Source organism: Streptomyces sp. ML-6, assembly GCF_030116705.1.
In the GTDB taxonomy this organism is placed as follows: domain Bacteria; phylum Actinomycetota; class Actinomycetes; order Streptomycetales; family Streptomycetaceae; genus Streptomyces.
In genome coordinates, this window is the sequence record NZ_JAOTIK010000001.1 from 3,881,131 (window position 1) to 3,898,248 (window position 17,118).

Annotated in this window: 12 protein-coding genes, 2 tRNA genes and 1 pseudogene; 4 read left to right on the top strand and 11 right to left on the bottom strand. The window is 70.8% G+C overall.

Annotated features, from left to right (window positions below):
• Positions 1-158 precede the first annotated feature (158 nt).
• The gene (locus OCT49_RS17150; protein WP_283852769.1) at positions 159-686 is read right to left on the bottom strand and encodes a peptidylprolyl isomerase; all 528 of its coding nucleotides are present in this window, start codon (positions 684-686) and stop codon (positions 159-161) included.
• Between the two features lie 558 nt (positions 687-1,244).
• On the opposite strand from OCT49_RS17150, the gene OCT49_RS17155 reads away from it, so the two are divergent.
• Complete coding sequence (locus tag OCT49_RS17155; RefSeq protein WP_283855825.1) at positions 1,245-1,955, top strand: DUF5324 family protein; 711 nt, start codon at positions 1,245-1,247, stop codon at positions 1,953-1,955.
• Between the two features lie 214 nt (positions 1,956-2,169).
• Here OCT49_RS17155 and OCT49_RS17160 read toward each other — a convergent pair.
• Positions 2,170-2,242: transfer RNA gene (locus OCT49_RS17160), tRNA-Ala, on the bottom strand.
• Positions 2,243-2,412: 170 nt separating this feature from the next.
• On the opposite strand from OCT49_RS17160, the gene OCT49_RS17165 reads away from it, so the two are divergent.
• The gene (locus OCT49_RS17165) at positions 2,413-2,961 is read left to right on the top strand and encodes a helix-turn-helix domain-containing protein (RefSeq protein WP_283852770.1); all 549 of its coding nucleotides are present in this window, start codon (positions 2,413-2,415) and stop codon (positions 2,959-2,961) included.
• Positions 2,962-3,060: 99 nt separating this feature from the next.
• Positions 3,061-4,473, top strand: coding sequence for a serine/threonine protein kinase (locus tag OCT49_RS17170; RefSeq protein WP_283852771.1), 1,413 nt, complete (start codon positions 3,061-3,063; stop codon positions 4,471-4,473).
• An 80-nt stretch (positions 4,474-4,553) separates the two neighbouring features.
• Here the strand turns inward: OCT49_RS17170 and OCT49_RS17175 are convergent, their stop codons facing one another.
• The 3 genes from OCT49_RS17175 to OCT49_RS17185 all read right to left on the bottom strand — a co-directional run bounded on the left by OCT49_RS17175 (position 4,554) and on the right by OCT49_RS17185 (position 8,160).
• A complete protein-coding gene (locus tag OCT49_RS17175; RefSeq protein ID WP_283852772.1) occupies positions 4,554-5,900 on the bottom strand; it encodes a hypothetical protein in 1,347 nt (448 codons plus the stop codon).
• Positions 5,900-7,801 carry a vWA domain-containing protein gene (locus tag OCT49_RS17180; RefSeq protein WP_283855826.1) on the bottom strand — a complete coding sequence of 634 codons (1,902 nt, stop codon included), beginning with the start codon at positions 7,799-7,801 and terminating at the stop codon, positions 5,900-5,902. The genes OCT49_RS17175 and OCT49_RS17180 overlap by 1 nt, the downstream gene beginning before the upstream one ends.
• A 224-nt stretch (positions 7,802-8,025) precedes the next feature.
• Positions 8,026-8,160, bottom strand: a complete 135-nt coding sequence (locus OCT49_RS17185) for a DLW-39 family protein (protein WP_003958712.1) — start codon at positions 8,158-8,160, stop codon at positions 8,026-8,028.
• A gap of 337 nt (positions 8,161-8,497) precedes the next feature.
• Between OCT49_RS17185 and OCT49_RS17190 the strand changes: the two are divergent.
• Positions 8,498-8,851: pseudogene (locus tag OCT49_RS17190) on the top strand (DUF6344 domain-containing protein); the annotation flags it as partial.
• Between the two features lie 464 nt (positions 8,852-9,315).
• Here the strand turns inward: OCT49_RS17190 and OCT49_RS17195 are convergent.
• The 6 genes from OCT49_RS17195 to recF all read right to left on the bottom strand — a co-directional run bounded on the left by OCT49_RS17195 (position 9,316) and on the right by recF (position 17,063).
• Positions 9,316-9,389 (bottom strand) — tRNA-Ile (locus tag OCT49_RS17195).
• Positions 9,390-9,459: 70 nt separating this feature from the next.
• Positions 9,460-10,044, bottom strand: a complete 585-nt coding sequence (locus OCT49_RS17200) for a DUF3566 domain-containing protein (RefSeq protein ID WP_283852773.1) — start codon at positions 10,042-10,044, stop codon at positions 9,460-9,462.
• A gap of 87 nt (positions 10,045-10,131) precedes the next feature.
• Entirely contained in the window at positions 10,132-12,756 is a 2,625-nt protein-coding gene (gyrA, locus tag OCT49_RS17205; RefSeq protein ID WP_283852774.1) for a DNA gyrase subunit A, read from the bottom strand.
• 47 nt (positions 12,757-12,803) lie between these two features.
• A complete protein-coding gene (gene gyrB, locus OCT49_RS17210) occupies positions 12,804-14,909 on the bottom strand; it encodes a DNA topoisomerase (ATP-hydrolyzing) subunit B (RefSeq protein ID WP_283852775.1) in 2,106 nt (701 codons plus the stop codon).
• A 436-nt stretch (positions 14,910-15,345) separates the two neighbouring features.
• The gene (locus tag OCT49_RS17215) at positions 15,346-15,918 is read right to left on the bottom strand and encodes a DciA family protein (RefSeq protein ID WP_283855827.1); all 573 of its coding nucleotides are present in this window, start codon (positions 15,916-15,918) and stop codon (positions 15,346-15,348) included.
• Positions 15,919-15,932: 14 nt separating this feature from the next.
• Entirely contained in the window at positions 15,933-17,063 is a 1,131-nt protein-coding gene (gene recF, locus OCT49_RS17220) for a DNA replication/repair protein RecF (protein ID WP_283852776.1), read from the bottom strand.
• Positions 17,064-17,118 lie beyond the last annotated feature (55 nt).

The following is a 17,118-nucleotide window of genomic DNA, read 5'->3' on the forward strand; positions in this document are numbered from 1 at the left end:
GCTTCCGGTCCCTTCGGTCCTCTGCGCGGCAGCACGCACGACGCCGCCCTGCTCGCCCCGGTACGTGACAAGTACCGTTCTGCAACAAGTACGGACGAGCAGGGCGTTTGGTTCCCGAAAGAATGATCAGAGCGTGATCATCCGATGGCCCGTGGTGATCATCGGGTCTCGATGACGACCGACTCGATCACGACGTCGTTCACCGGACGGTCCGTGCGGGGGTTGGTCCGGGTGGCGGCGATGGCGTCCACGACCTTCTTGCTCGCGTCGTTGCTGACCTCGCCGAAGATGGTGTGCTTGCCGGTCAGCCAGGCGGTCGGCGCCACGGTCACGAAGAACTGCGAGCCGTTGGTGCCCGGACCGGCGTTGGCCATGGCCAGCAGGTACGGCTTGGTGAAGGCGAGGTCGGGGTGGAACTCGTCGCCGAACTCGTACCCCGGGCCGCCGGTGCCGTTGCCCAGCGGGTCGCCGCCCTGGATCATGAAGCCGCTGATGACGCGGTGGAAGACGGTGCCGTCGTACAGCTTGTCCGTCGACGTCTTTCCGGTCGCGGGGTGCGTCCACTCCCGCTCGCCCTTGGCGAGCTCGACGAAGTTCCTGACCGTCTTGGGCGCATGGTTCGGCAGCAGCTCGATCTCGATGTCGCCCTGGTTGGTCTTCAAGGTGGCGTAAAGCTTCTCGGCCACGATCTGCCTTCCGTAAGTCTTCGGTGACGTTCAAGCCGTCGGTTTCAAGCCGTCGGTGACGTCCCGGGGCGTCCGTGCCGTTCACCGCACGGTCCCGACGTGCACCGTTCACCGCCCGGCCGCAGTGACGTTCCGATCCTCGCACGGACCGCCCGCCCCGGCGCCCGGCCGCCGCCGACGGTGGCGCGCACTCACCTCCCTGCCCGATTCCGCACCCGTACGGAGTCGCGGGCACGACCGGGCCTCTCCCCGGCCCCCCTCACCGCTTCCTCACTGCCGTCTCACCGCCCCCGCACCTCCGCCTCGCCGCTTCCCCCTGCCTCGATGAATGCGGCCAAGTGCGTGACGAAGCGGCGCGGACCGGGCCGAAGCATGGCATTGTCGGCGAAAGACTCCCCTTGCACCGCATTGCCCGAAGGCATCACCAGCGACCCGGCCACCCGGGCGCCCCGAATGCCCCGGATGCCCGCCCCGCATGCCGTACCGGAATCCGGGGGGCATGATCTCGAAATGGGTGGAAAGGCGGAGTACCCACCCGCCACCAAGGAGGAGGATCCCGTGACCCGCATCGACAGCGTGCGCGCCGCAACCGACTCGGCGAAGGACAGCGTGCAGCACGCCGCGGAAGTGGTGGTGCCCTACGCCGAAACGGCCAAGGACCAGGCCGCCCACCTCGCGCACGAGGCCCGCACCCGGCTCGCGCCGAAGGTGTCCAAGGCGGCTCAGCAGGCCCGCGTCCAGTACGACGCGCATCTCGCCCCCCGGATCGAGATGGCCCTCACCCACGTGCCCCCCAAGGTCGACAAGGCCGGCCGGCGCGCCGTCCTGCGCACCCGCCGGGCCGCCCGCAGCGCCGCGGACTACACCGTGCCGCGCGTCGAGCACGCGATGGCCGTCGCCCAGCCCATGGCCGAGGAGGCGACGGCCCGCAGCGCCGCCGCGCTGGCGGCCCTGCGCGGGCAGGTCACGGCGCAGGAGATCCGGAAGCTGGCCAGGAAGCACGAACGGCGGGCACGGACCGGGCGGCTCTTCAAGGGCTTCGCCGTGGCCGGCCTCGTGGCGGGCGCCGCCTACGCCGCCTGGCGGTGGTGGGACAAGCAGGCCAACCCCGACTGGCTGGTCGAGCCGCCCGCCCCCACGGAGGTCTCCGACCGGCCGCCGCTGACCTCGGTCGACGGCAGCGGCCCGGCCCCGCTCGACCCCGACGCCCGTACCGAACAGGCCGAGGACGGGGCCAACGGGAACGAGGGCCCGGACGAGCGCCGCTGAACCGCCCTCCTGTCACGCCGGAGCCGTACCCACCGGAGCCACGTCCACCGAGCCGTGTGCATCGAAGCCGTGTCCACCGGAGCCGTGTGCATCGAAGCCGGGGCCGCCGAAGCCGTGTCCCCAGGGCCCCGGGTTCTTGTGGACACGGCTTCGCCCCTTCGACGCAAAACCCCCTCCTGCCGTGTTTCCACAGGCGGGAGGGGGTTTTGACGAGTGGAGCCTAGGAGATTCGAACTCCTGACATCTGCCTTGCAAAGGCAGCGCTCTACCAACTGAGCTAAGGCCCCGAAAACGGACAGCAGCGGACGCTTCAGCGTCCCGGTCACCGCCGCAGACCCACAGTACCGGGTACCCCCCGCATTCCTGCAAAAGGATAGGGACTCCCGGTCGGCGACCACTCTCCGTAAGATGCTCGACGAGGTTCGCAGCAGCGAAGCCGCAGCGAAGGGGAGACGCCATGGACGCAGCGCAGCAAGAGGCCACCGCAAGAGCCAGGGAACTTCAGCGCAGTTGGTACGGGGAGCCCCTCGGCGCCCTCTTCCGTCGGCTGATAGACGACCTCGGCCTGAACCAGGCCCGGCTCGCCGCCGTCCTCGGACTGTCCGCCCCCATGCTCTCCCAGCTGATGAGCGGCCAGCGCGCGAAGATCGGCAACCCCGCGGTCGTCCAGCGCGTCCAGGCGCTCCAGGAGCTGGCCGGCCAGGTCGCGGACGGCAGCGTCAGCGCGGGCGAGGCCACCGACCGCATGGAGGAGATCAAGAAGTCCCAGGGCGGCTCCGTCCTCACCAGCACGGGTCAGACCTCCCACACCGGCGGCGCCCCCACCGTCCGGCGCGTGGTCCGCGAGATCCAGTCGTTGCTGCGATCGGTCGCGGCGGCCGGCGACATCATCGAAGCCGCCGACTCCCTCGCCCCGACCCATCCCGAACTGGCAGAGTTCCTCAGGGTCTACGGCGCGGGGCGCACCGCGGACGCGGTGGCGCACTACGAGGGACACCAGAACTAGGACCGTCCGCCCCGATCGGGCCGGGCATTACCGCCGGGAACCGGTCGTGGGACCGGACATCGTGGGACCGAAACGGGAACTGGGAGCGGGCACAGCGCAATGGGTGAGGTCTTCGCCGGTCGGTACGAACTGATCGATCCGATCGGACGTGGTGGGGTCGGCGCCGTCTGGCGTGCCTGGGACCACCGGCGCCGCCGTTACGTGGCGGCCAAGGTCCTCCAGCAGAGCGACGCGCACACACTGCTGCGCTTCGTGCGCGAACAGGCGCTGCGGATCGAGCACCCGCACGTGCTCGCCCCGGCCAGCTGGGCCGCGGACGACGACAAGGTGCTGTTCACCATGGACCTGGTGAGCGGCGGTTCGCTGGCCCATGTCATCGGTGACTACGGGCCGTTGCCGCCCCGTTTCGTCTGCACCCTTCTCGACCAGCTGCTGTCGGGGCTGTCCACGGTGCACGCGGAGGGCGTCGTGCACCGGGACATCAAACCGGCCAACATCCTGATGGAGGCGACCGGTACCGGCCGTCCGCATCTGCGGCTGTCCGACTTCGGCATCTCCATGCGCAAGGGCGAGCCCCGCCTCACCGAGACCAACTACGTGGTGGGGACGCCCGGTTACTTCGCCCCCGAGCAGATGATGGGCGCGGAGCCCGACTTCCCCGCGGACCTGTTCGCGGTCGGGCTCGTCGCGCTGTATCTGCTCCAGGGGAAGAAGCCCGACGCCCAGGCGCTCGTCGAGCACTTCGCCGCGCACGGCACCCCGGGGGCCCCGGAAGGGATTCCCGAGCCGCTGTGGCAGGTTCTGGCGGGGCTGTTGCAGCCGGACCCGCAGGCCCGTTTCCGTACCGCGACGGGTGCGCGCAAGGCGCTGACGGCGGCGGTCGAGATGCTGCCCGAGCCCGACCCCGAGGACGAGCCCGTCGAGGTCTTCGACCAACTCGGGCCGCTGCCCGAGGGGTTCGGCCCGTCGGGACCGGTCGCCGCCCCTGCGCAGGAGCCGCAGGGCGCCCAGGGCACCCAGGGCGCACAGGGCGTGCAGGGCATACCGGGTCCGCAGGACGTCCGGTCCGCTCAGCAGGGGCCGGTGAGCGGGCAGTACCACGCCCAGCCCCCGGTCTCGATGTCGGAGACGGGCAGTTTCCACCTCCCGCCGCCCCCGCAGCAGCCCACACCGCCGCCCCAGCAGGTCCAGCAGCCCCAGCAGGTCCAGCCGGTCACGCCCTCCGCTCCGCTCCAGGCACACCCGGCTCCCCCCTACGCCTCATCCGCGTCGGAGTTCTCGCAGGCCCCCACGTCCGCCGTGCGCCAGGAGCCGGTGGCCACCCGGGCGTACACCGCAGGGCAGCCGCATGTCCCCGCGCCCGGCGCTTCCCCGCACCCCGCGGCCCCCGCGCCCACGCCCGCGCGCGCCCCGCAGAAGCGGCCGGGGCCGCCCCTGAAGGTGGCGGCCCCGATCCTGGTGGTGGCGTTGATCTGCTTCGCGGTGGGCATCTGGGCGCTGACCCAGAGCTAGGACCGCGTACGAATCGGGCCGCCCTTCCCCGGCGGGTTCTTTCCCGGCGGGGCAGAGCGGCCCGGGTCGTACGCAACCGGCTACCAGGCCTGCGGCGGCCCTCCGTACGGCGACTGCCCGTCCCCGGCCGGGCCCGCCGGTGCGGCCGGGGCGCGGCGCCGCGCCAGCAGCGTCCACACGCCGAGCCCGAGCACCAGCACCGAACCCGTACCGATCCCGGCCGCGCCGATCAGCTTCATCCGGTCGCTGCCGGCGGCCTGGGGAGTGCTCTTGCCGTCCCTCGCCATGTCCCTGTCGTCCTGCGTGACCGAGAAGGGACCGGCGTCCCCGGCGTACGGCGACTTCCCGGCCTTCCCCTCGATCTTGATCCTGAGCGTCAGCGGAATCGCCTTGTCGCCGTACGCCTTCGCGACCTTCGGGTTGAGCGTCACCGAGAGGTAGTACCAGCCGGCGAACCGCATGGCGCTGACGCTCCGGTCGGAGTCGTGGCGGTTCTCGTACGCCACGGGGGGCAGCGGGTCCAGCGACATGGACGCGGGCTTCCCGGAGTACGACAGCGGCGAGGCGGAGTCGACGTGACCGTGCGCCGGATTGTCCAGGGACATCGTGAGCGCGCCGCTGACGTACTCGTCCGAGGCGTTGTTGTTGCTCAGGTCGGCGGTGGCGAAGACCTGCTGCCCCCAGTCCACCGGAATCCGGTAGAAGAGGGTCTGCCCCGGCCGGATGCCGTCCTTCTCCTGCCACTCGCCGGTGTCCAGGCCGGTCGCGTCGTAGTAGCTGGTGCCGCCCGACCGTTTCTGCGGAGCGGCGGTGGGCGGCACGGGGGAGGCCGACGGCCAGTCGTCCGGCGCCTCGGTCGGCATCGAACCGGCCGACTTCAGCTGCGGCTCCGACGCGTAGCGCAGCTCCAGCTCCCAGGCGTCGGGGGTCGACGTCGCCTTGCTCTCCCGCTCGATCAGGACGTTGTACGTCCCGGCCTCCTGGCAGGTGTTGCCGTCCTTCTCCACGAGCCGGTGGGCGTACGCCGCGATCGGACGCGGGAACTCCGCCGACTCGAACCGCGCGTCCTCCGAACTGCACTGCAGGTCCGCGCTGTCCCGGATGCTGACCGTGATGCCGTCCCCGTAGGCGACCTGGCCGCCGCCCCCGGGCACCGCGACCGCCGAGACGTAGGCGTTCGTCTTCGCGTCGAGGTTCAGGCGGTAGTAGAGCTTCTCACCGGGCTTGATCGAACTCCGGTACACCGATCCGGGCGTCAGCGCCGGGGCCTCGGTGCTGACCTCCGCACCCTCGATCTTCTTCGCCCCGGGGTCGAAGGCGTACGCGCCGGCCTCCCCGGCCGCATACGCCTGCCCCGGCAGCGCCGCCGCCGCGCACATCGCCGCGACCGCGGCCAGCGCCACCCGGCCCCTGTTGCGCTGCCTCATCACGCGCTTCCCCTCGTCGTCCGTGCGGCCCGTCCGCGACGCCCGCGCACGAACACGAACCCCACGGCCACCACCACCGCGGCGCCCGCCCCGACAGCGGCCGCAATGCCGGTCCATCCTGCCCCGCCCGTACCACTGCTGTCTCCGACGCCGGTCGAATTGCCCTCCTTGTCCGACTTCTTAGCCGCGACGGGCGCGTTGTGCTCGGGGCCCGCCAGCTCGTCCCCGAGCACCGACACCCGCAGCACCAGCCCGATCTGCGGGTTCTCCGCGATCTCCGCGGCCTGCGCCCCCAGCGTCACCGAGATGTAGAAGTCGCCCCCGACGTGCACGGGACGGACGGCGGAGGGGGACTCGTAGCGATTGGTCCAGGCGACCGGCACGCCTCCCATCCGGATCACCGCGGGACGCCCGCTGTACGGCGTCGTCGGGCTGAACTCGCCGCCCCCGGGGACCGGGAACCGGGCGGGCGTGAACAGCCGGCTCGCCCCGTACGAGTGCGTGGCGGCCACCCGCCCCACCGTGGGCTCGTTCCCGAACTCCACGTCGTAGCGCACCTGCTGGCCCCAGCCGACCGGGACCTTGTACCAGAGGGTCTGGGCCGGAAGGATGCGGTCGCGCCACACGCCCCGGCCGATCCTCCTCGCGTCGTTGAAGCCGGTTCCGCCCCGCACGTCCTCGGGCTCGCCGGTGGGCAGCACGGCGTCCTCGCCGCCCCTGCCGTACTCCGGCCGCGACTGGGCGGGGGTGACCCCCTTCCGCAGCGGCGCCTCCACCCCGTGGACGATTTCGAGCGGCCAACGCGCGGCGTCCGGGTTCTTCCCGCTCTCACCGCCCTTACCGCTCTTCCGCTCGACCTCCAGCCAGTACCGGCCGGCCCGGTCGCAGGTTCCCTCTCCCTTCTCCGAAGGGATACGGGCCACCGCCGAGGTCAGCGGGGTCGCCCCCTCGTCCGGCTGCCGGAAGTACGCGCTCTCCGACTGGCAGAAGCCGCCGGCGTCGTGCACGACGGCGGTGCGCAGGCCGTCGAAGGTGGCGACGGCCGTTCCGGGCTGCGGCACCGCCGTCGCCGAGAAGTTCGCCGTCGAGACGGCGTCCAGCTCGACGGCGTAGTACCGCGTCTCGCCCGGACCGATGGTGTCCAGGTACTGCCCGGGGGCGAGGGCGGGCGCCGCCTCCCGGGTCGCCGTCCCCTCGATCCGCTCGCCCCGCAACCGGTAGCCGTCCGCGGAGAGTTGCGCCGCCCGCTGCAGCTGCCGGGCCAGGGCGTCCGCGTCCGGGGCGTCGTAGTAGCGGCCGTTGCCCGCGGCCGCGACGCATTCGAGCTGTTCGCGGGCGGCGCCCCTCACCTGGAAGCCCACCGTGTCGATCCGCAGCCCGACCCCCTCCTTGCCGAGCCGCTCGGCGACCTCGCAGGGGTCCGGCGCACCGCAGTTGTCCTCGCCGTCGGAGACCAGCAGGATCGTGCGGGTGCCGACGGCCCCGTCCGAGGGCCGGGGAAGGTCCTCTGCGGCCTTCTGCAGCGACAGGCCGATGGGGGTGTCCCCCTTGGGCCGCACGGCCGCCACGGCCCGCTTCACGGCCGCCCGGTCGAGTGCGCGCACCGGTCGCACGAGCCTGGTGTCCGTACAGCCGCGGGCCCGGTCGGCGCCGTACACCCGCAGTCCGGTCGGATATCCGTCGAGGAGGCCGTCGACGACGGTGCCGACGGCCTCGCGGGCGCTCTCCATCCGGGTGCGCCCCGTGCCGTCGTCGTCCGCCATGGAGCCGGACGAGTCGAGGACCATGACCAGACTGCCCGACGGGTCGCCGGTACCGGTCCCGGACGCCTCCGGGGCCGCGAACGCACCGCCCGCGGATGCGGCCGCGACCGGCGGCGCCCCCGCTCCCAGGGCGAGCAGCACCGCCCCGGTCCACACCCCCGCGACCGCGCCGCGACGACGGCGCCCCCTCGACCGGTCCCATGTCTCCACCCCGTGCCCCCTCGCCCGAAAACCCAGCTGTTTTGCTCAAGCAACTTATTGATTTGCGCAGGCGAACTCAAGAACACGGGCGTCACGGTCCCGCAACAGCACGAAGCCCCGGCCGCTCAGCGACCGGGGCCCGCAATCAGGCTGTTCTTGTCTCACACACCCGAACCTGCGGGCACGGAGTCAGTCGCCTCCGTCCACAGATCCTGCTCGGCGCGATCCGCCTGGATCTGGCGGTACACGAGGAGCCCGCCGATGGCGGCCAGTGCGACCAGGAGAAGCTTCTTCACCGCGCGACCTCGTCTTTCCTTGACGTAGGGGACTTCTGCCGCCCGACTATACACACCGACCGATATCAACCGGTGACCTGCCCGCGGCCCAACCGGTGCCTCCGGGAAAGCGATCTTCCGGGGACCGCCCGCCCCGCGGAGACCCCGCCGACACCCTCGCCGACACCCCGACGGACCGCCTCCTGCGGCCCGTCGGGTGTTCGCACGGGCCGGTTGAACCATACGAGTGGTGTTCATCTGAAGATCCGCGCATCGGTGGCGTGGGTCCGGGAAATCGCAGGCCACATACACATCATCGGAAAGGCAAGCAAACCGGACCACCCGAAAGTGAGGGGCCATGAGCACCTTCAAGGCCAAGAGCATCTGGACCGCCTTCATCACCGCCTTCTTCGCGCTTCTCGCCGCACTGGGCCTCATGGGCGCCACGGCGGCGGCCACGGAGAACGGTGCGGCGGAGCCGACCACCACGAACCAGGAGCACACGGGTGCGACCGCGGCAACCGCGACCACCCCGTCGGCGCGATGGGCCCTTCCGCGTGACACGGCCCTGCCGCCCACGATGAAGCAGCGCATCCGCGCCGAGGCACACGGCTCCTCGCCCGCCACCCGCCACCTGTCCGACGGCACCGCGAACACCGAGGACGCCACGGGCACCGGCAACACCACAAGCACCGGCAACGCCACGGACTCCCGCGACACCGCGAGCGCCGGCAACATCGCGAGTACCGCGAGCGCCGTAAACACTGCGAGCACCACGAACACCAGCAGCACCACGAACACCGGTGGCACGGTGAAGACCGAAGGCACCCCGCGCACCGACCGTCTCGCCCGCACCGCCCCCGCAGCCCCGACGGGGAACGCGGCCCTCCTCCCACCGTGACGACCGCACACCGCACGACCGACGCCCCCGAGCCCCCGGCCCCGCCCCGGGGGCTTCTTCATGCCCCTGCGGCCCGCACACCGGGCCTCCCGGCCCACCCCGCCCAGGGGCCCGGAAGCACCCAGAGGCCGGTCCGCTCCCCCCGACCGGCCCGGCCCCGCCCCCACAACTCCCGCCCCCCTCCTGCCCGCACGGCCGGCAGGACGACGGCGCACTGATCCCACAACGCGTAAGGCCCGTATCTCCGAGGAGATACGGGCCTTACGTCGTCATTGTGGGGCTAACAGGATTTGAACCTGTGGCCTCATCCTTATCAGGGATGCGCTCTAACCAACTGAGCTATAGCCCCGCCGCGCTGCGCGCTGACATCTGAAGATTAGCGCACGTCGGGGCCAGTCCCAAAATCGATACCCCGCGCCCTACTCGTCCTCGGCCAGCGTCAGCTCGACACCGCCCACGAAACCCGCCGACAGGTTGTAGATGAAGGCCCCGAGCGTCGCCAGCGCGGTCGCCAGAACCACGTCGATCACCGCGATGACCGAGGTGAAGATCAGCACCCTCGGCAGCGACAGGAACGACTGGAGGTCGAACCCGTTGCTCTCGTTGGAACCGGTGGCCTCGCTGATCGTGCCGCCCACGGTGGAGAAGACGCCCATCGCGTCCATCACCATCCACAGCACCGCCGCCGCCACCACCGTGCAGATGCCCAGCGCGATGGACAGCAGGAAGCTGACCTTCATCACCGACCACGGGTCGGCCTTGGCCACCCGCAGACGGGCCTTGCGGGTGCGCGGGGTCGTCCGCGCCCCCGTGCGCGGCCGGCGGGCCGCCTGCGCGCCTCCGGCACCCCCTGCGCCGCCCTGCGTCCCGCCCGCGGGCGAGGGGTACGCCTGCGGCGGGTGGTACGGCCCGCTCGCCTGCCCCGGCGCGGGTGCGCGCTCGCCGGGCAACGGCCCGGCCGCGTAACCCTCGTACTGGGGCTGAGGCCCCCGGGTGTCCGTCACAGTGCCCCCTTGGGAGTCCGTGGCAGGGCCACGGGCACCGTTCGTTCCGGAAGCGGCCGAACCGGCGCCCGTGGCTCCACTCACGCTCTACTCCTCGTGCTCCCCGGCCGAAGGCGCCGTGCCTTCGACATTGCCCTCGGCGGCCTCCGCCGTCGCGGCCCCGGCGTCCTCGGACCCCTCGGCCTCGTCGGCCTCTTCGGCCTCGGCTTCGGCATTGCGCGCGATGCCCACGACGGCATCCCGCTTGCCCAGGTTGATCAGTTGGACGCCCATGGTGTCACGGCCCGTCTCCCTGACTTCATTGACTCGCGTACGAATCACACCACCGCCGAGCGTGATGGCGAGGATCTCGTCCGACTCCTCGACCACCAGCGCGCCGACCAGCGAACCCCGGTCCTCCACGATCTTGGCGGCCTTGATGCCCAGACCGCCGCGGCCCTGGACGCGGTACTCGTCGACGGGGGTCCGCTTCGCGTACCCGCCGTCGGTGGCAGTGAACACGAACGTACCGGGCCGGACAACATTCATCGAGAGCAGTTCGTCGCCCTCGCGGAAACTCATGCCCTTGACACCCGAGGTCGCACGGCCCATCGGGCGCAGCGCGTCGTCCGTCGCAGTGAACCTGATCGACTGGGCCTTCTTGCTGATGAGCAGCAGGTCGTCCTCGGCCGAGACCAGCTCCGCGCCGATCAGCTCGTCGGCCGTGCCCTCGGCGCCGTCCGCCGTCTCCCGCAGGTTGATGGCGATGACACCGCCGGAACGGGGCGAGTCGTAGTCCTTCAGCGCGGTCTTCTTCACCAGACCGCCCTTCGTGGCCAGGATCAGGTACGGCGCGGCCTCGTAGTCGCGGATCGCCAGGATCTGGGCGATCCGCTCGTCCGGCTGGAAGGCCAGCAGGTTGGCGACGTGCTGACCGCGGGCGTCCCGGCCGGCATCCGGCAGCTCGTACGCCTTCGCCCGGTACACCCGGCCCTTGTTGGTGAAGAACAGCAACCAGTGGTGGGTCGTCGACACGAAGAAGTGGTCGACGATGTCGTCTTCCTTGAGCTTCGTGCCCCGCACGCCCTTGCCGCCGCGCTTCTGCGAGCGGTAGTCGTCCGTCTTCGTGCGCTTCACATAGCCGCCGCGCGTGATCGTGACGACGATGTCCTCCTCGGCGATCAGGTCCTCGATGGACATGTCGCCCTCGAAGGGCACCAGCTTGGAACGCCGGTCGTCGCCGAACTTCTCGACGAGCGCCGCCAGTTCCTCGCTGACGATCTGCCGCTGCCGCTCGGGCGACACCAGGATCGCGTTGTACTCGTTGATCTTCGCCTGGAGCTCGTCGTGCTCCGCCGTGATCTTCTGGTGCTCCAGCGCGGCCAGCCGGCGCAGCTGCATCTCCAGGATCGCGTTCGCCTGGAGCTCGTCGATCTCCAGCAGGCCCATCAGGCCCTCGCGCGCCACCTCGACCGTCTGGCTGCTGCGGATGAGCGCGATGACCTCGTCGATCGCGTCCAGGGCCTTGAGCAGGCCGCGCAGGATGTGCGCCCGCTCCTCCGCCTTGCGCAGCCTGAAGCGCGTGCGCCGGACGATGACCTCGATCTGGTGCGTCACCCAGTGCCGGATGAACGCGTCGATCGAGAGGGTGCGCGGCACGCCGTCGACCAGCGCCAGCATGTTGGCGCCGAAGTTGGTCTGCAGATCGGTGTGCTTGTACAGGTTGTTCAGGACGACCTTGGCGACCGCGTCCCGCTTCAGCACGACGACCAGGCGCTGGCCGGTGCGCGAGGAGGTCTCGTCACGGACGTCGGCGATCCCGCCGATCTTGCCGTCCTTCACCAGGTCGGCGATCTTCTGCGCCAGGTTGTCCGGGTTGGTCTGGTACGGAAGCTCCGTGACGACCAGGCACTGCCGGTTCTGGACCTCCTCGACCGCGACCACCGCGCGCATCGTGATCGAGCCGCGGCCCGTGCGGTACGCCTCCTCGATGCCCTTGCGGCCCACCACGAGCGCGCCGGTCGGGAAGTCCGGCCCCTTGATCCGCTCGATCAGCGCGTCCAGGAGCTCCTCCTGCGAGGCCTCCGGGTGCTCCAGGTACCACTGCGCGCCGTCCGCGACCTCGCGCAGGTTGTGCGGCGGAATGTTGGTCGCCATGCCGACCGCGATGCCCGCCGAACCGTTGACCAGCAGGTTCGGGAACCGCGCCGGCAGGACCGTCGGCTCCTGGTTGCGGCCGTCGTAGTTGTCCTGGAAGTCGACGGTCTCCTCGTCGATGTCCCGGACCATCTCCATGGACAGCGGCATCATCTTGCACTCGGTGTACCGCATGGCCGCGGCCGGGTCGTTGCCCGGGGAACCGAAGTTGCCGTTGGAGTCCACCAGCGGCATCCGCATCGACCACGGCTGCGCCAGGCGGACCAGGGCATCGTAGATCGAGGAGTCGCCGTGCGGGTGGTACGTGCCCATGACGTCGCCGACGACGCGGGCGCACTTGTAGAAGCCCTTCTCGGGCCGGTAGCCGCCGTCGTACATCGCGTACAGCACCCGGCGGTGGACGGGCTTGAGGCCGTCCCGCACGTCCGGCAGCGCACGCGAGACGATCACGGACATCGCGTAGTCGAGGTAGGAGCGCTGCATCTCCGTCTCGAGCCCCACGGGCTCGACACGCATGCCCACACCGGCGACGGCGGGCTCCTCTTCGGGTGTCACAGGGGTGTTCTCGTCGGCCATTGCTGGTCAAAGTCCTTTCGAGCGGCGGCTTGGCTGGTGCGGCCGACTCAGATGTCGAGGAAGCGGACGTCCTTGGCGTTGCGCTGGATGAACGAGCGCCGCGCCTCGACGTCCTCGCCCATCAGCACCGAGAAGAGGTCGTCGGCCTGCGCCGCGTCGTCCAGCGTGACCTGGCCGAGCACCCGGTGGTCGACGTCCATCGTGGTGACGCGCAGCTCCTCGGCGTTCATCTCGCCGAGACCCTTGAAGCGCTGGATCGAGTCTTCCTTGATCCGCTTGCCGTTCTGCTTGCCCAGCTCGACCAGGGCGTCGCGCTCCCGGTCCGAGTACGCGTACTCGAAGTCGTCCCGGCCCCACTTGATCTTGTAGAGCGGCGGGCGGGAGAGGTACACGTGCCCGGCCTCGACCAGCGGACGCATGAAGCGGAAGAGGAACGTCAGCAGCAGGGTGTTGATGTGCTGACCGTCGACATCGGCGTCCGCCATCAGGATGATCTTGTGATAGCGGAGCTTCTCGATGTCGAAGTCCTCGTGGACCCCGGTGCCGAAGGCCGAGATCAGCGCCTGGACCTCGGTGTTCTGCAGGATCTTGTCGACCCGGGCCTTCTCGACGTTCAGGATCTTGCCGCGGATCGGCAGGATCGCCTGGTACATCGGGTTGCGGCCGGACTTCGCCGAACCACCGGCGGAGTCGCCCTCGACGATGAAGATCTCGCACTTCGTCGGGTCGTTGGACTGGCAGTCGCTCAGCTTGCCCGGCAGCGAGGCGCTCTCCAGCAGCCCCTTGCGACGGGTCAGGTCGCGCGCCTTGCGGGCCGCCACCCGCGCGGTGGCCGCCGCGATGCCCTTGCGGACGATGTCGGCGGCCTCGTTCGGGTTGCGGTCGAACCAGTCCGTGAGGTGCTCGTGGACCACCTTCTGGACGAAGGTCTTCGCCTCCGTGTTGCCCAGCTTGGTCTTCGTCTGCCCCTCGAACTGCGGCTCGCCCAGCTTCACCGAGATGATCGCCGTCAGACCCTCGCGGATGTCGTCGCCCGTGAGGTTGTCGTCCTTCTCGCGCAGCAGCTTCTTGTCCCGCGCGTACTTGTTGACCAGCGTAGTCAGCGCGGCGCGGAAGCCCTCCTCGTGGGTACCGCCCTCATGCGTGTGGATCGTGTTCGCGAAGGAGTAGACGCCCTCGCTGTACTGCGTGTTCCACTGCATGGCGATCTCGGCCGAGAGCAGACGCTCCTTGTCCTCGGCCTCGATGTCGATCACCGACTGGTGAATGACGTCGCCCTTGCGGGAGTTGAGGTACTTCACGAAGTCGACGATGCCGCCCTCGTAGTGGTACGTGACCGTGCGGACCTGCTCCGTCTCGGCGCCCTCGGCCACCTCGGCGACATCCGCGCCCAGCGTCGCCTTCGCCGACTCGCGCTCGTCGGTGAGCCTGATCGTCAGGCCCTTGTTGAGGAACGCCATCTCCTGGAAGCGGCGCGACAGGGTCTCGAAGGAGTACTCGGTCGTCTCGAAGATGTCCCCGTCGGCCCAGAAGGTGACGGACGTGCCCGTCTCCTCGGTGGCCTCGTTGCGGGCCAGCGGGGCGGTGGGGACACCGAGCTTGTAGTCCTGCGTCCAGCGGTAGCCGTCCGTCCTGACCTCGACGGCCACCCGCGTGGACAGGGCGTTGACGACGGAGACGCCGACGCCGTGCAGACCGCCGGAGACCGCGTAGCCGCCCCCTCCGAACTTGCCGCCGGCGTGCAGCACCGTCAGCACGACCTCGACCGCGGGCTTCTTCTCCGACGGCACGATGCCGACCGGGATGCCGCGGCCGTTGTCGATCACGCGGACCCCGCCGTCGGCGAGGATCGTGACGTCGATCGTGTCCGCGTGCCCGGCCAGGGCCTCGTCGACCGAGTTGTCGACGACCTCGTACACGAGGTGGTGGAGGCCGCGCTCACCGGTCGAGCCGATGTACATGCCGGGTCGCTTGCGGACCGCGTCCAGGCCCTCCAGGACGGTGATCGCGCTGGCGTCGTACGAGGCGGACGCCTCGCCGGTGCCGGAGGTCTCGCCCATGGCGGCGGCCTCGGCATCCTCACCGGGTACGGACGGAATGTTCTCGTTGGGGTTGCCGGAATCGGCCACGAAGCGCCCTTTCTGGCACAGCACAGGCCGTTCTCCGGGCAAACGGGAGCGGCTGCGTCGTTCGGCTTGTAATCGACGACTCCCGCAAGGATGCGGGATTGTTCACCAGTCTACCGGTAGCGCTGACATGAATGGGGGTTTGCGGGTACCTGAGTCCGCATGTGCCGCCCTCAACGAGCGGCTGACGACTCCCCATATTCAGGATGGTGCCTCAAGCGGCTCACGCGGGCCTTGAGCGCTTCGGCCTGTCAACCTCCCGCTACCGTGAGGGACGCCCCACTCTCCCCACCCGGATCCGGCCGCCGCACACCCCCCGGCGCCAGTCCGGCGGGCCCCCTCGCACCCGGGCCGCACGGGGCCACGACGGCCCCGCACCGGTACCGGAAACAGCGCCGCGAAGAGCCCGGGAACGGCCCGGGAACAGGCCCCCGAAAAGCCCGGAGGCAGGCAGAAGTGCAGGTCAGCCGTAGGTGTCGCCCGGGCCGATGCTCCCCGGCGCCCGCAGCGGACCGAACCTGCGCTGCGGGCCGCCCGGCCCCAGCACCTTGATCAACCTGACCGTGCCGTGCCCCAGGTCCGCGTTCAGCCGGGCCACCAGCTGGGGCGCCAGCAACCGCAGCTGCGTCGCCCACGCCGTCGAATCGCACTGCACCGTGAGCACCCGCTCGTCCGGCTCCTCGTCGTACCGCAGCGGCACGCAGTGCTTGGCCAGATCCTCACCGACGATCTGCGGCCAGCGCCCCATCACCCCGCCCACCGCCGCGGGCGTCTCCCAGCCCCGCTCGGTGATCAGCCGGTTGATCGCCGCGCCCAGCGGCAGCGGATCACGCCCGTCCGCCCTCGCCCCCGACCGCAGGCCGCCACCCCGCCTGGCCTGTTTCCTCTGCTGCGCCGCTGCGCCCCGCGCCCGCGCCTGCTCCTTCGCCGCGCGCAGCGCCACCCGTGCCAGGTCGACCCCCGACGGCTCCGGCACGCTCTTCCCGCTCCTCCCGCCGGGATGCTCCCGCGCCGGCTCACCGGCCGCGCCCGGCATCTCGCCGAAGCCGCTCACAGCCGCTCCACCGCCCCCGCGGACACCGCGTACCGCGCCCCCGCCAGCACCCCCGGGACGTCGTCGTCCACCGCGGCCGTCACCAGCACCTGCTCGCCCGGGGCCACCAGCTCGGCCAGCCGCTCGCGGCGCCGCGCGTCCAGCTCCGCGAAGACGTCGTCGAGCACCAGCACCGGCTCGTTGCCCTCGCCGCGCAGCAGCTCGTACGAGGCCAGCCGCAGCGCCAGCGCGTACGACCAGGACTCGCCGTGGCTCGCGTACCCCTTGGCCGGCATCCCCCGCAGCCCCAGCAGCACGTCGTCGCGGTGCGGGCCGACCAGCGTCACGCCCCGTTCGATCTCCTGCTTGCGCACGTCCGCCAGGGCGGCGATCAGCCGCTCGTACAGCTCCTCGCGGCCACCGGCCGACCCCACGTCCGCCCCGACCGAGCTGCGGTACTCCAGCGCCACCGGGCCGCCGCCCGGCGCGACGTCCCCGTACGCCTTGTCCGTCAGCGGCTGCAGGGTGGCGATCAGATCCAGCCGCTGCGCCAGCAGCTCCGCGCCCACCCGGCCCAGGTGCTGGTCCCACACGTCCAGCGTGGACAGGTCCATCGACCGGCCGCCGTGCCGACGTGCCATCGCCGCCGACTTCAACAGGGTGTTGCGCTGCTTCAGCACCCGCTCGTAGTCCGAGCGCACCCCCGCCATCCGCGGCGACCGCGCCGTGATCAGTTCGTCGAGGAAGCGCCGGCGCTCCCCAGGGTCGCCCTTGACCAGCGCCAGATCCTCCGGCGCGAACAGCACAGACCGCACTATCCCCAGCACATCACGCGGTCTGACCTGCGACGATCTATTGATGCGGGCCCGATTGGCCCGGCCGGGATTGAGCTCCAGCTCGATCAGCTGAGAACGCTCTCCCTGGGTCACGGCGGCCCGTACGACAGCCCGCTCCGCGCCCATCCGCACCAGCGGGGCGTCGGAGGAGACCCGGTGGCTGCCGAGCGTCGCGAGATAACCGACCGCCTCGACCAGGTTCGTCTTGCCCTGGCCGTTGGCCCCCACGAACACGGTGACGCCCGGATCGAGAGGCACCTCGACCCGGGCGTACGAGCGGAAATCGGCCAGCGAGAGATGCGTGACATGCATGGTGTACGCCGACCTTTCCGGCTTCCTGCTCCGTGCTTCGTGGAGGGGCCGGACG

What these genes read in the sequence shown, in the direction of transcription:
- OCT49_RS17165 (WP_283852770.1), top strand. Translation starts at nt 2,413, where the DNA reads ATGGACGCAGCGCAGCAAGAGGCCACCGCAAGAGCCAGGGAACTTCAG.
- OCT49_RS17170 (WP_283852771.1), top strand. Translation starts at nt 3,061, where the DNA reads ATGGGTGAGGTCTTCGCCGGTCGGTACGAACTGATCGATCCGATCGGA.
- OCT49_RS17175 (WP_283852772.1), bottom strand. Translation starts at nt 5,900, where the DNA reads ATGAGGCAGCGCAACAGGGGCCGGGTGGCGCTGGCCGCGGTCGCGGCG.
- gyrA (WP_283852774.1), bottom strand. Translation starts at nt 12,756, where the DNA reads ATGGCCGACGAGAACACCCCTGTGACACCCGAAGAGGAGCCCGCCGTC.
- OCT49_RS17215 (WP_283855827.1), bottom strand. Translation starts at nt 15,918, where the DNA reads ATGCCGGGCGCGGCCGGTGAGCCGGCGCGGGAGCATCCCGGCGGGAGG.
- recF (WP_283852776.1), bottom strand. Translation starts at nt 17,063, where the DNA reads ATGCATGTCACGCATCTCTCGCTGGCCGATTTCCGCTCGTACGCCCGG.